This window comes from Rhodococcus sp. SB1D, from assembly GCF_048573875.1.
GTDB lineage: Bacteria > Actinomycetota > Actinomycetes > Mycobacteriales > Mycobacteriaceae > Rhodococcus_F > Rhodococcus_F qingshengii.
The window spans coordinates 780781-793226 of record NZ_JBMAIQ010000001.1; the positions used below are offsets into that span (position 1 = coordinate 780781).

A 12446-nucleotide genomic window follows, 5' to 3' on the forward strand; every position below is an offset into this window, starting at 1 on the left:
ACAAAAATCTGCAACTCACCGGGAACTCAGTTCGTGACGGGAAGCACCAACCCGTGCCGAACCAGCGAGACCATCATTGTGACGACGGCCTCACGTAGCTGGTCCGGGTCTTCGCCGTTCGCCGCGGCAAGAAGTTCGATCAATTCGTCGACCACCAGTCCATCCGCTCGGAGTCCGGCCAACAGCGCAGCACCGAGCTCGTCGATCTCGTGCTGCCAGTGCGGTCCGTTGCCGCGGTGCACACGCGTGACCACTTGTTGCCATCCCTCGTCACCGGGGAGGTAGACGCGTTCGAGAGCCGTGTCCGGATCGAGGACGAAGCGTTCCTCGAGGACGTCGTGTTCACGCAACCAGGCAAGACGGTCGAAGTATGCGAGCGCCTCGGCCCCGAGCGGGTCCGAGAAGCCGTGCATGAGGTCCTCGGCCATCAGGTCGGTGGGGGAGTCGGTGCGGCGAAGGAACACGAAACCGAAGCCGACGCCCTCGACATCGGCTTCTTCGAGGTGATCCAGCCAGGCGTTTGCTCTCGATGCCGTTTCCGGATCTCGAGGATCCTGCCCGCCGTCCTTGAGCCACGTGCCTACATACAGAGCCGGATCCGCGACATCGCGCTGGACCACCCAGGCATCGACGCCGTGGGCCGGCAGCCACGACGCGATCCGCGACCGCCAGTCCTGCCCTTCGACGTGCACCCAGGACGCCAACAGAGCTGCCGTGCCGCCGGGGTTCAGGTAGTCGATCGATTGCGAGATCATCAATTCGCTCGCACCGTCGAGATCGAGGCCGGAATCGCGGTACGTGTGATGGACGCGTGCCTCGCCGACGACAAACGGCGGATTGGCGACCACCTGGTCGAAGGTTCGACCCTCGACGGGTTCGAACCAGGACCCTTGAAGGAGTTCGACGTCCAGTCTGTTGAGGGCCATGGTTGCTGCCGTGAGGTCGACAGCGCGTTGATTGATGTCGGTTGCGGTGACCGAATCGGCGTACGTGTTCGCGTGCAGGGCTTGGATGCCGCATCCCGTACCGAGGTCGAGCACGCTGCCGACCCTCGCGGTGGGCGTGGCCTGCAGCAAGGACAGTGACGCATGCCCGACGCCCAGCACATGATCGGCCGTGGCCTTCTTGGGACGGATTCCGCCGTCGAGATCCGAGATCACCCAACGATCGCCGTCGCCGACGTCGATGGGGCGAAGATCCACCGCGGCCCGCACGAGCGGATTCTCACTGTCGAAGTTCTCACCTTCGAGCAGACCGGCGTCGACGCACTGCGCGATTGTCAGCGGAGCCAGCGCCGCGGCGACGTCGCCCGCCGGGCAGTCATCGGCGAGAAGGAACAGTCTGATGAGAACGCCCAGGTCCCCGAGTTCTCGGGTGGCGCGGCGCACGGGCACCGGCTCACTTCGGCCGAGAGCAGCGTGAACTTCGGGACCCAACGCCTCGAGCATGGTTCCGGTGTCGAATCGATTGCGAAGCAGAGCCTCACGCAGCGCAGGGGTGATGGACAGGAGCGTTTCGCTTCTCACCCCGTCATTCTCGCAGGCGGAACTTGTCAGCCTTCGATGGTGTGGTGCGTCGCGGATTCGATCTCGCCTGCGGTCTTCTTTCGTCCGTCGTATCGACTCGGTTCGTCCTTGGTGCGCGGTGGTCGGTCGTTGGCGATCAGGACGGCGATCCAGGGAAGCGGAATGGATGCACCGATGATGAGCATCGAGATCCAGGCGTTGGCCCAGATGCCGTACGCGATCGCCGCGAGGATCAACGCCGGGAACCGGAAGGACATGATGATCATGTACTTGCGCACTCGGGCTTTGTGCTGTTCTTCGACGGACTGCTGCGCTTCGGTGATCAGTACGGGATTGTCGGGAGTCCCGGCCTCGTCGGACCTGCCGAACGCGCCATTTCGTGCCATGACTCCACTGTTCCACTCTCGGCCGACAATTGCACACGACCCGTGGGTCGCACCGCTGTGACGGAGACGGCATTATTGGAGGGGTGAGCACTCAAACCAAGGAACGTCCCGACGTCTCCACCGACGAAACGACCGACGACGACACCCCGAAGTTCTTCCACTACGTGAAAAAGAACAAGATCGCCGAGAGCGCCGTCATGGGAACCCATGTCGTCGCGCTGTGCGGTGAGGTGTTTCCCGTGACGAAGTCCGCCAAGCCGGGATCACCGGTGTGCCCGGACTGCAAGAAGATTTACGAAGGACTCCGTAAGGGCGACTGACCTCGGGTCAGGCGAGCGGGAGTACTTCCGGAGCTCGGCGGATCGACAGCCTCGACGCAGTCGGCCGCCGGGCTCTTCGCGTCTGCGTGCGGTTCATCGCAGGGATCTTGGTCGACGCACGAGTTCTGGCGCGACTCCGATTGTCTGCTCTCGGTTTGTCTGCTGCGGGGCCGCCCGTACGAGGGGACCGTGGCCGGGTCCGCTTTGTCGCCCGAGATGCGGATCGGGCTGGTGGCCAGGTGCCAGGTCAGGTTGGTGACCGGACCGGTCTTTTCGTCGGTGTTCTGAGCCGCAAGCCACTCTCGCATCTGCTCCATCCGAGTGGCACGAGCGGGCCAGAACTCCTGAACCGTCGCGTTGAACTCGGCGCCGAGCACGACGGCAAAACCGAGGAAGAACGTGAAGAGCAGAAACGCGATCGGCGTTGCCAGTGCGCCGTACGTGTAGCCGGTGCTGGTGACGAATCCCAGGTACCAGCGCAATCCGGTGCTGGCGGCCATGAAGAACACACCGGCGACCAGGGCGCCCGCGAGCAGCCGATGCCACGGCAGCGACTTCGGCAGAGCGACTTTGTAGAGCGTCGTGAGGCCGATGATCACCAGCAGACCGACAGCGGGATAGTAGAACGTGTCGACCAGATTCGATCCGACCACGTACCAGGAGGCCGGCAGTGCTCGCCCGACGAGCGTCGGCCCCAGAGCTACCAGCGGCAGGATGAACACCGCCATCACCAGGAACATCACGTAGAGCAGCAGGGCGAAGATGCGCTGCCAGATGGGATTGCGGGCATCCTGCTGCCCGTGTGCTTCCACGATCGAGTCGACGAACGTACTGATCGCCGATGATCCCGCCCACAGGGAGAGCAGGAAGCCCACCGAGATGATCTCCGGGCGTCCGCGCTGAAGGACGTCCGTCACCGTCGGGCGGATGATCTGGTCGACGACGCTTTCGCTGAAGATCGTTCCGCTGAACGTGACGATCTTGGATTCGATGATCTCGACGGTGTTGGGTCCGAACCACCCACCGATGTAGCCGATCATTCCCAGAAGGCCGAGCAGCAGGGGAGCAAGCGACAGCGTTTGCCAGAACGCGGCCGTAGCCGCCTTTCCGAAGATGGAATCGTCCCAGGCCTTGCTCAGGGTTCGACCGATCAACTGCCCGGTGCGGCGTAGCGGATGCCATCTGCGGTGGTGCAGATCACTTCCGCTCGACTTCTCGCCTCGCGCTTCACTCATGATGTCTCCAGCATCCCTGACGACACACCCGGTTGCCCAACCATGGCGCCGACGTGTCGCACATTTCTGAGACAATTCGCGTGCAGGTCGGCAGGATGCGAGAGAAGCGAAACCTCGCCGGCCGGAGTGAGAACGGCCATGAGTACGCGCTTCGAGTGCGGCTTTCGTCGGTGGCGGCGGCTAGGCTCGTCGCCGGACATTGATGAAAATTCGAGGAGCGCGAGACAACAGTGCGATTCCAGTGGAGGCGCGGCCTATGACGTCTGAGACCGTGGCAGCCGAGTTCGGCAAGTCGCCCGAACCCGCCGGAGCTCAATCCGCGGGAACCCAACCTGGCGCCCCTACCGGTTCCCTTCGTGCATGGCAGCGCCGTGCACTGACCAAATACCTTTCCAGCAGCCCGCGTGACTTTCTGGCGGTCGCAACGCCGGGAGCAGGTAAGACCACCTTCGCTCTGCGGGTAGCTTCGGAATTGCTCCGTGACCGGACGGTCGACCAGATAACCGTCGTGGCGCCGACCGAGCACCTCAAACACCAGTGGGCGGAGTCCGCACAGCGCTCCGGCCTCGCATTGGATTCGCGGTTCTCCAACTCGACCGGCCAGACCTCGAGTGACTATCACGGCGTCGTGCTGACCTACGCCCAGGTTGCCTCGCACCCGTCGAAGCATCGTGTGCGGACCGAGGGCCGCAAGACGCTGGTCATCCTCGACGAGATCCACCACGGCGGCGACGCCAAGAGCTGGGGCGACGCCATTCGTGAAGCGTTCGGCGACGCGACCAGGCGTCTCGCACTGACCGGAACCCCGTTCCGCAGTGACGACAGTGCCATTCCTTTTGTCGAGTACGAGCCGGACAAGGAAGGTCTGCTCCGCTCGAAAGCCGACCACTCCTACGGATATTCGGATGCCCTCAAGGACGGCGTGGTTCGCCCCGTCGTGTTTCTCGCCTACTCGGGCGAGGCACGGTGGCGAAACAACGCCGGCGAGGAATTCACCGCTCGACTCGGCGAGCCGCTGAGCGCCGAGCAGACGACTCGGGCCTGGCGCACGGCCTTGGACCCTGCCGGCGACTGGATTCCTGCCGTGCTGCAAGCAGCAGACACCCGTTTGGCGCAGCTGCGCAGTACCGGTATGCCCGATGCCGGCGGACTTGTCATCGCGACGGACCAGACAGTGGCCCGCGAGTACGCGAAGGCCCTGACCGCGATCACCGGCGAACAGCCGGCTGTCGTGCTGTCCGACGACCCCACCGCGTCCAAGCGAATCGCCGAATTCGGTGCGAGCGACCAGAAATGGATGGTCGCGGTCCGCATGGTGTCCGAGGGCGTCGATGTTCCCCGTCTGGCGGTCGGTGTGTACGCGACCAGCGCGTCGACTCCGCTGTACTTCGCTCAGGCGATCGGGCGCTTCGTGCGCTCGCGTCGTAAGGGCGAAACTGCCAGCGTCTTCCTGCCGTCGGTGCCGGTGCTTCTCGACCTTGCCGCACAGCTCGAGGCCCAGCGTGATCACGTACTCGGCAAGCCGCATCGTGAGAAGGACGGCCTCGAAGACGACCTGCTCGCCGATGCGAACAAGCAGAAGGACGAGCTGGGCGAGGAGGAGAAGGCGTTCACGTCCCTGGGCGCCGATGCCGAACTCGACCAGGTGATCTACGACGGATCGTCCTTCGGTACCGCGACATTCGCCGGAAGTGACGAGGAAGCCGACTACCTCGGTCTGCCAGGTCTACTCGACGCCGATCAGATGCGGGCGTTGCTGCGTCAACGCCAGCAGACACAGGTCGAGGCCAACTCGGCCAAGGCTGCCGCCCCGCAACCCACGGCGGCAGTGGTATCCGATCGAGCGGCCACGGCAGATCAGCTCGGTGCGCTCCGCAAGGAGCTGAACGGGTTGGTGGCGATGAACGTCCACCGCACCGGTAAGCCGCACGGCATCATTCACGCGGAACTGCGCCGGGTGTGCGGCGGTCCGCCGACGGCCATCGCTACTGTCGATCAGCTGACCGAACGCATCGCGATTCTCCGCAGCTGGTAGCAGCCGATACCGGTCCCGCACGCTTCGCGTGCTTGCGACCCCGGAACGGCAGAACGGGCGATCACAGTGACTGTGATCGCCCGTTCTGGCGTTCATGGCGCGCCTCGTGAAGAGGCCACCCCCGGCTGACAGGTCAGATTGCGGGTTCGCTTTCGGAGACGACGGCATTCATCTCGCGAAGTCGATCCGCGTGTTCGGTTGCGTGGTGTCCGCAGAAGAGAAGCTCGCCGCCGGTGGGAAGCACGGCGCGTACGCGTGCTCCGGCACCGCACCGGTCGCACCGGTCGGCAGCGGTCAACTGTGGGCTGGTCAGTGTTCCGGGCATGACTCCTCCGTACTGGCTTTGCGGCATTCGGGCCGCGTGCCTGGGGCCTGGTCCGCCGCGTCGGAATGGCGCGGTAGATCCACTCTTACAGACGTTTGGGGTTTACGGGTTGTTCCCGAAGGCGTTTCTTAGTGTTGTGTCTCACTGGAAATGCGCTGGGCAGGCATTCTCGGGTGAAGATTGTTCGCTGACAGCTGATTCGGATCGCCGACCTCAGCCCGATATTCTGGGCGGATGAACCCGGGACGCGAACCACTTGTCGACGAGAGCGTCGAGTTGCTCCACATGTGCACGCGCGAGGAGTGGGCGCGGGCACAACAGCTCGGTGAACGTATCCCCGACGGATTCGAGGCGGAGGGATTTGTCCACATGTCGACTCCGGCGCAAGTTCATCTCCCGGCCAATCGGATCTTTGCCGGCCGTGACGACATAGTCCTTCTGGCTATCGATCCGGCCTTGCTCGGCGGTCAGGTCAAGTACGAACCGGGTGTCCCCTCGGACCCGGAATCGATGCGATTCCCGCATCTGTACGCCCCGATTCCCGTCGCAGCCGTCACCGCTGTCGTCGAGTATTTTCCGGGCGAGAACGGCTTGTTTTCGCCGGTTCGGTAGGTCGCCGGTTGGCCGGTCGTGAACTGTGCCCCGCGGATTACGGCCCTCCCGCGATGCAGGTCACCGATCGGCGCTACCGTTGGTATATGAACGTAGAAGTCACCCCACTACCGGGGATCGGGACGCGCAAGGATTTTGTTCTGTCTTCCGGTCGTCGCGTGGGTGTCGTCACCCATCGGGACGGTCATACCGACCTCATCGTTTCCAAGGCAGACGACCCTGACGCGTGTGCTGCCTCGCTGCCTCTGACCACCGAGGAAGCGGCAGCGCTCAGCAATCTCCTGGGTGCCCCCCAGCTCGTTGCTCAGCTCGAGGAAGAGCACCGTGACCTTCCGGGCATTCGAACCAAACAGCTCTACATCAAGGACGGTTCTCGCTACGACGGACAGACCCTCGGGGACACCGGCATGCGCACGCGCACCGGAGTGTCCATCGTCGCCGTCATGCGCGCAGGACAGGTGAGCCCGTCTCCGAACCCCGACTTCACGTTCACCGGGGGAGACCTTCTCGTGGCAGTCGGAACGCCGGACGGTTTGGCTGCAGCGGCAAAAATCTTGGCCAACGGCTGACTGGCGCGTGGACACAACCACCCTCGCACTGATCGAACTCGGCGCGGTCTTCTTCGCGCTCGGACTGCTCGGACGGCTCGCTGCTCGCGTCGGCATGTCGCCGATCCCGTTCTACCTGATCGGCGGCCTGTGCTTCGGACAGGGCGGTTTCATCCAGCTCGGCGACATCGGCGAGTTCTCCCATCTGGCAAGTGAGATCGGGATCGTCCTGCTCTTGCTGCTGTTGGGGCTCGAATACACTGCGGCCGAGCTCGTCACCGGTCTCAAACGCTCGCGGGTAGCCGGCATCGTCGACATCGTCCTCAACGCCACCCCTGGCGCGGTTGTCGGCTTGATGCTCGGTTGGGGCGTCGTGGGGGCGACGGTCATGGCCGGCGTCACCTATATCTCGTCTTCGGGAATCATCGCCAAGGTGCTCAGCGACCTGGGGCGCCTCGGTAACCGCGAGACACCGGTCGTGCTGTCGATTCTGGTGTTCGAAGACCTGGCGATGGCGCTGTACCTGCCGATTCTGACCGCGATGCTCGCGGGCGTGAGCTTCATGGGCGGGCTCGAAGCGGTCGGGATCTCGTTGTTGGTCATCACCGTGGTTCTTGTCGTGGCCCTCCGATACGGACGGTACGTCTCCGCCCTCCTCGACAGTCCCGACAGTGAGACGCTCCTGCTCAAGCTGCTCGGTGCCGCACTGTTGGTCGCCGGCATCAGTTCGGCGATGCAGGTGTCGGCGGCTGTGGGCGCATTCCTCCTCGGAATCGCGATCTCGGGGTCGACGGCGCACAATGCCAGTCGCGTGCTCGAGCCCCTTCGAGATCTGTTCGCCGCAATGTTCTTCGTGGTCTTCGGTCTCAACACCGATCCCAGTTCCATTCCGCCAGTCCTCGGATGGGCCGCGATCCTGGCAGTGGTCACGGCGATCACGAAGCTGGTAACCGGCGCTTGGGCGGCCAGACGTCAGGGTGTCGCGCGAATGGGTCAGGCGCGCGCCGGTGCCGCTCTGATCGCCCGCGGTGAGTTCTCCATCATCATCGCAGGCCTCGCGGTGTCCGCAGGCGCCGTCGACGCCGAACTTGCCGCATTGGCAACTGCTTACGTGCTCCTGATGGCGGTCATCGGCCCGGTGGCGGCAAGAGTTATCGAACCGGTCGCCTCGTTGTACATCAAGGTTCGTACGAAGTCCTGATTGCGGTCCTATTCTGTCCGGATGTCGAACAGAATCGCCCGTCCCGCCGCGACCGCTCTGTGTGCGCTGATCATCTCGTGTGCACCGGTCCCGGCGCTCGCCGGTGGAATTCCCGCTCTCGACCACGCCGGACCAACAGCTGCGCAGGTTGCCGCGGATCGATCGCTACACCTCGGGGGTGCGTCGAACGCGCGTGACATCGGTGGCTACGACGCCGCGGACGGGCAGACCGTTCGGTGGGGGAAGGTATTTCGCTCGAATGCCCTCGACAAGCTGACACCGTCGGATCTCGCGTCGTTGAGCGAACGCGGAGTGGAATCGGTCGACGACTTCCGTACGGTCGTCGAACGAACGCTCTCGCAGGATCGCCTTCCGAACGGGGCGCGAAGCAACTGGTTCGACGTCATCGGAACCAACCCCGCCAACCTCCCGGCGCTGGTGGACATGCCGACGATGTACGCGTTGATGGTGACCGATCCGGGGGCGAGCCGCGCATTCCACGACGCGCTGGTGAACGTCGCGAACACCGACGGTGCAGTCCTCTACCACTGCTCGGCGGGCAAGGACCGTACCGGTTGGATGACCGCGGTTCTCCTGACCGTCCTCGGCGTGAGTCGCACCGACGTGAACGCCGATTACATGCTCAGCAATCAGTACCTCACCGGACCCCGCACGGGGAGCGCGTTCATCGACGGCGTCGAACAGTCTTGGCTGGACACGTCTTTCGCCACGGTGGATCGGGTGTACGGCAACTTCGACAACTACGTCCGGGACGGCCTTCAGTTGAGCGAGGACGATGTCGCACAACTCCGGGACACACTCTTGGTCTGAGGCGACAAACGCACAAGAGCCGCTCTCCGGCGATCCGGAGAGCGGCTCTTGTGCGCATAGCTGGTGTGACTAGTCGAGGTAGTCGCGCAGAACCTGCGAACGCGACGGGTGGCGCAGCTTCGACATCGTCTTCGATTCGATCTGGCGGATACGCTCACGCGTGACGCCGTAGACCTGTCCGATTTCGTCTAAAGTCCTCGGCTGACCGTCGGTGAGACCGAAGCGGAGGCGAACCACGCCGGCTTCGCGCTCGGACAGCGTCTCGAGTACCGACTGCAGCTGATCCTGCAGCAAGGTGAACGAGACGGCATCGACTGCGACAACAGCTTCGGAGTCCTCGATGAAGTCACCGAGCTGGCTGTCGCCCTCGTCGCCGATGGTCTGGTCGAGAGAGATCGGCTCACGCGCGTACTGCTGGATTTCCAGCACCTTCTCCGGCGTGATGTCCATTTCCTTGGCGAGCTCTTCCGGCGTGGGCTCACGGCCCAGGTCCTGGAGCAGCTCACGCTGGATACGGCCGAGCTTGTTGATGACCTCGACCATGTGTACCGGGATACGGATGGTGCGAGCCTGGTCGGCCATTGCGCGGGTGATGGCCTGACGGATCCACCACGTGGCGTAGGTCGAGAACTTGTAACCCTTGGTGTAGTCGAACTTCTCGACTGCACGGATCAGACCGAGGTTGCCTTCCTGGATGAGGTCCAGGAACGCCATGCCGCGGCCCGTGTAGCGCTTGGCCAGCGAGACGACCAGGCGGAGGTTGGCCTCGAGGAGGTGGTTCTTGGCGCGGTTGCCGTCGCGGCAGATCCAGCTCATGTCGCGTCGCTGAGCCGCAGGCAACTTCTCGCCCTTGTCAGCGAGGTCCTGCATGATCTGCACGGCGTAGAGGCCGGCCTCGATGCGCTTGGCCAGTTCGACTTCCTCTTCGGCGTTGAGGAGTGCGACCTTGCCGATCTGCTTGAGGTAGGCGCGAACCGAGTCGGCGGACGCCGTCAGTTCGGCATCCTTGCGTGCCTGGCGGAGAGCCTCGGACTCTTCCTCGTCCCAGACGAAGTCGCCGGAAGCCTTGTCCTTCTCGGACGGCTCTGCAGCGGTCTCTTCGTCTTCGCCGACTGCTACGACCTCGACGACATCGGACTCGACCTCGGCAAGGTCGCCGTCCGTGATGTCGATGTCTTCCAACTCGACATCGCCGTCTTCGGCGTCAGGATCGCCGGCCTTCTTGGGGCTGGCCTTCTTAGCTGCTGCCTTCTTGGCCGGAGCTTTCTTGGCCGGAGCCTTCTTTGCTGCTGCCTTCTTGGCGGGGGCCTTTTTCGCCGGAGCCTTCTTGGCTGCCGGAGCGGTGACGGTGGCCGCCTCCACGGCTGGAGATTGTGGCTCTGACTCTGATGGAGAATCAGCAGTCTGACGTGTATCGGTGGCTGCCACGTACGCCCTTTCGTGACGGTGTCGTGCGGCGTCACGCCAGAGTGGTGATCCGGCGGAGAGGTCAATGGTTGTTGGCCGGCGCGCAGCCGGACTTCACCATTGTAACGACTCTCAGGAAACTCTTACGTCACGGCGGGCCGTAACAGGTAGATTTTCCGCTTTTCACGTGCGGGTTTTCTCATCCGGCGACGGAGGCCGGCCTGGTCAGTCCGACCGATGCGAGCGCAGCTCCCGCAATTCCCGCGGTGTTGAGAAGGGTGGCGGGGACGACCTTGGTGCGGTTGGTCAGATGCGGAATCCACTTCTCGTGCTTGCGGCTGATACCGCCTCCGGCGATGAAGAGATCTGGCCAGAGCAGGTTCTCGAAGGTGGTCAGAACTCGCGAGACCTCGACGGCCCACTCCTTGTAGCTCCAGTCCTTCTTCTCCTTCACCGACGACGCCGCCCGGTGCTCGGCTTCCTTGCCGTCGACCTCGAGGTGACCGAACTCGGTGTTGGGCAACAGAACTCCGTTGTGCAGCACGGCAGATCCGATTCCGGTGCCGAAGGTCAACAAGATCACGACGCCGGAGGTGTCCTTGCCCGCTCCGAACGAGTCCTCGGCGATTCCGGCAGCGTCGGCGTCGTTGAGGACGGTGACCTCGCGCCCGCCCAGCGCCTTGCCGAACAGGGCGGCGGCGTCGGTGTCGATCCAGGACTTGTCGATGTTCGCGGCGCTTCGCGCGACGCCGCCGGTCACGACAGCGGGCAAGGTGATGCCGACCGGACCGGTCCACTTGGCCTGCTCGACGATCTCGGCGACAGTGCCCGCGATCGCATCGGGTGTGGACGGCTGCGGGGTCAGGATCTTGATGCGGTCACCGATCATTTCCCCGGTGCTCAGGTCGATCGTGCCGCCCTTGACGCCGCTGCCGCCGACGTCGATCCCGAAACCTGTGGTTGTCATCGTCCTGCGCTCCTGAGTGTCGAATTCGAGGTCACGATCTACCGTTGCAAACACTAACCCGAACAAGGACCCGGGCGCGTCCCCTCGAACCGCCCACCTCGAGACGTTCGAGTGGTGCCCCTCGGTAGAGATGTGTTGCGATGGTCCGGTGCGCCCTTCAGAAAGAACGTTGCCCGACTTTTCCGCCGATTCTCTGGACCCCGCACAGTTGCGGGAAGTAGCCGTAGCCGTCGCCGAACGCGCAGCCGAACACGTCCGCTTGCGTCGGCCCGAGGTATTCGGCCTGGTGGGTTCCGGTGCCGCCGAGGGTGGTTCGGTTGCGGCGAAGAGCACGCCCACCGATCCCGTCACGGTGGTCGATACCGAAACCGAACAGGTGATTCGCGACCTTCTGGCGCAATGGCGGCCTGCAGATTCGATCCTGGGTGAGGAAGGTGGCGGAGACACCGACGATTCCGCGGGAGTTCGATGGGTTGTCGATCCCATCGACGGCACGGTGAATTTTCTCTACGGAATCCCCGCGTTCGCCATCTCGGTGGCCGTACAGATCGACGGGGTCTCGGTAGCCGGGGCTGTCGTCGACGTGTCGTTGGAAACCACGTACGCCGCGCATCGGGGCGGCGGTGCAACCATGACCACGGCCGACGGCGTCGTCAGCGACCTGCAAGCCAATGAGGTGACCGAGCTGTCAATGGCGCTGTTGGCCACCGGCTTCGGTTACGGAGCGGATCGCCGGAAGGTGCAGGGCACGTTGATCGGGCAGATCCTGCCGCAGGTTCGCGACATCCGACGCATCGGTTCGGCGGCTTTGGATCTGTGCATGGTCGCCACCGGCCGGGTCGACGCTCACTTCGAACACGGACTGAGTCCGTGGGACTGGGCAGCTGGCTCCCTGATCGCTTCCGAAGCGGGCGCCGTCATCAACGTCCCGGCGTCAAATTCCACGTCGGCCGACGGTGATGTCGTTTACGCAGTCGCTCCGGCGATCGCCGAGCAGTTCGCGCACATGCTCGGAGCTACCGGCGCAGATCAGCCGATTCCGAGCTGAGGCTT

The 12446-nt window shown here is 63.9% G+C and carries 13 protein-coding genes; 7 read left to right on the top strand and 6 right to left on the bottom strand.

Annotated features, from left to right (window positions below):
• Positions 1-26: 26 nt before the first annotated feature.
• A complete protein-coding gene (locus tag ACN50D_RS03680; RefSeq protein WP_211920258.1) occupies positions 27-1526 on the bottom strand; it encodes a DUF7059 domain-containing protein in 1500 nt (499 codons plus the stop codon).
• 26 nt (positions 1527-1552) lie between these two features.
• The gene (locus ACN50D_RS03685) at positions 1553-1912 is read right to left on the bottom strand and encodes a DUF3099 domain-containing protein (protein ID WP_003942638.1); all 360 of its coding nucleotides are present in this window, start codon (positions 1910-1912) and stop codon (positions 1553-1555) included.
• An 83-nt stretch (positions 1913-1995) separates the two neighbouring features.
• Here ACN50D_RS03685 and ACN50D_RS03690 point away from each other — a divergent pair, with 83 nt between their 5' ends.
• On the top strand, positions 1996-2232 hold the full coding sequence (locus ACN50D_RS03690; RefSeq protein WP_003942602.1) for a DUF3039 domain-containing protein: 237 nt from the start codon (positions 1996-1998) through the stop codon (positions 2230-2232).
• Here ACN50D_RS03690 and ACN50D_RS03695 read toward each other — a convergent pair.
• Positions 2205-3467: a YihY/virulence factor BrkB family protein gene (locus ACN50D_RS03695; protein WP_030536891.1), complete on the bottom strand. Its 1263-nt coding sequence runs from the start codon at positions 3465-3467 to the stop codon at positions 2205-2207. The genes ACN50D_RS03690 and ACN50D_RS03695 overlap by 28 nt on opposite strands.
• 256 nt (positions 3468-3723) lie before the next feature.
• Here ACN50D_RS03695 and ACN50D_RS03700 point away from each other — a divergent pair, with 256 nt between their 5' ends.
• Entirely contained in the window at positions 3724-5502 is a 1779-nt protein-coding gene (locus ACN50D_RS03700) for a DEAD/DEAH box helicase (protein WP_003942642.1), read from the top strand.
• 133 nt (positions 5503-5635) lie between these two features.
• Here ACN50D_RS03700 and ACN50D_RS03705 read toward each other — a convergent pair whose 3' ends face one another.
• Positions 5636-5827, bottom strand: a complete 192-nt coding sequence (locus ACN50D_RS03705) for a DUF7455 domain-containing protein (RefSeq protein WP_003942643.1) — start codon at positions 5825-5827, stop codon at positions 5636-5638.
• 234 nt (positions 5828-6061) lie between these two features.
• On the opposite strand from ACN50D_RS03705, the gene ACN50D_RS03710 reads away from it, so the two are divergent.
• From ACN50D_RS03710 to ACN50D_RS03725, 4 genes are all read left to right on the top strand, one after another.
• Positions 6062-6439, top strand: coding sequence for a DUF952 domain-containing protein (locus ACN50D_RS03710; protein ID WP_211920257.1), 378 nt, complete (start codon positions 6062-6064; stop codon positions 6437-6439).
• Between the two features lie 86 nt (positions 6440-6525).
• Positions 6526-7008: a cation:proton antiporter regulatory subunit gene (locus ACN50D_RS03715; protein ID WP_021344116.1), complete on the top strand. Its 483-nt coding sequence runs from the start codon at positions 6526-6528 to the stop codon at positions 7006-7008.
• Positions 7009-7015: 7 nt separating this feature from the next.
• Positions 7016-8188: a cation:proton antiporter gene (locus ACN50D_RS03720; RefSeq protein WP_003942634.1), complete on the top strand. Its 1173-nt coding sequence runs from the start codon at positions 7016-7018 to the stop codon at positions 8186-8188.
• Positions 8189-8209: 21 nt separating this feature from the next.
• Positions 8210-9019, top strand: a complete 810-nt coding sequence (locus ACN50D_RS03725) for a tyrosine-protein phosphatase (RefSeq protein ID WP_211920255.1) — start codon at positions 8210-8212, stop codon at positions 9017-9019.
• Positions 9020-9088: 69 nt separating this feature from the next.
• On the opposite strand, the gene ACN50D_RS03730 is transcribed toward ACN50D_RS03725, so the two are convergent.
• Both ACN50D_RS03730 and ppgK read right to left on the bottom strand, forming a co-directional pair.
• Positions 9089-10513, bottom strand: coding sequence for an RNA polymerase sigma factor (locus ACN50D_RS03730; protein ID WP_370333980.1), 1425 nt, complete (start codon positions 10511-10513; stop codon positions 9089-9091).
• 112 nt (positions 10514-10625) lie between these two features.
• On the bottom strand, positions 10626-11393 hold the full coding sequence (ppgK, locus tag ACN50D_RS03735) for a polyphosphate--glucose phosphotransferase (protein WP_042449945.1): 768 nt from the start codon (positions 11391-11393) through the stop codon (positions 10626-10628).
• A gap of 169 nt (positions 11394-11562) precedes the next feature.
• Between ppgK and ACN50D_RS03740 the strand changes: the two genes are divergently transcribed.
• Complete coding sequence (locus tag ACN50D_RS03740) at positions 11563-12441, top strand: inositol monophosphatase family protein (protein WP_003942622.1); 879 nt, start codon at positions 11563-11565, stop codon at positions 12439-12441.
• Positions 12442-12446 lie beyond the last annotated feature (5 nt).

What these genes read in the sequence shown, in the direction of transcription:
- ACN50D_RS03685 (WP_003942638.1), bottom strand. Translation starts at nt 1,912, where the DNA reads ATGGCACGAAATGGCGCGTTCGGCAGGTCCGACGAGGCCGGGACTCCC.
- ppgK (WP_042449945.1), bottom strand. Translation starts at nt 11,393, where the DNA reads ATGACAACCACAGGTTTCGGGATCGACGTCGGCGGCAGCGGCGTCAAG.
- ACN50D_RS03725 (WP_211920255.1), top strand. Translation starts at nt 8,210, where the DNA reads ATGTCGAACAGAATCGCCCGTCCCGCCGCGACCGCTCTGTGTGCGCTG.
- ACN50D_RS03715 (WP_021344116.1), top strand. Translation starts at nt 6,526, where the DNA reads ATGAACGTAGAAGTCACCCCACTACCGGGGATCGGGACGCGCAAGGAT.
- ACN50D_RS03695 (WP_030536891.1), bottom strand. Translation starts at nt 3,467, where the DNA reads ATGAGTGAAGCGCGAGGCGAGAAGTCGAGCGGAAGTGATCTGCACCAC.
- ACN50D_RS03710 (WP_211920257.1), top strand. Translation starts at nt 6,062, where the DNA reads ATGAACCCGGGACGCGAACCACTTGTCGACGAGAGCGTCGAGTTGCTC.
- ACN50D_RS03705 (WP_003942643.1), bottom strand. Translation starts at nt 5,827, where the DNA reads ATGCCCGGAACACTGACCAGCCCACAGTTGACCGCTGCCGACCGGTGC.
- ACN50D_RS03700 (WP_003942642.1), top strand. Translation starts at nt 3,724, where the DNA reads ATGACGTCTGAGACCGTGGCAGCCGAGTTCGGCAAGTCGCCCGAACCC.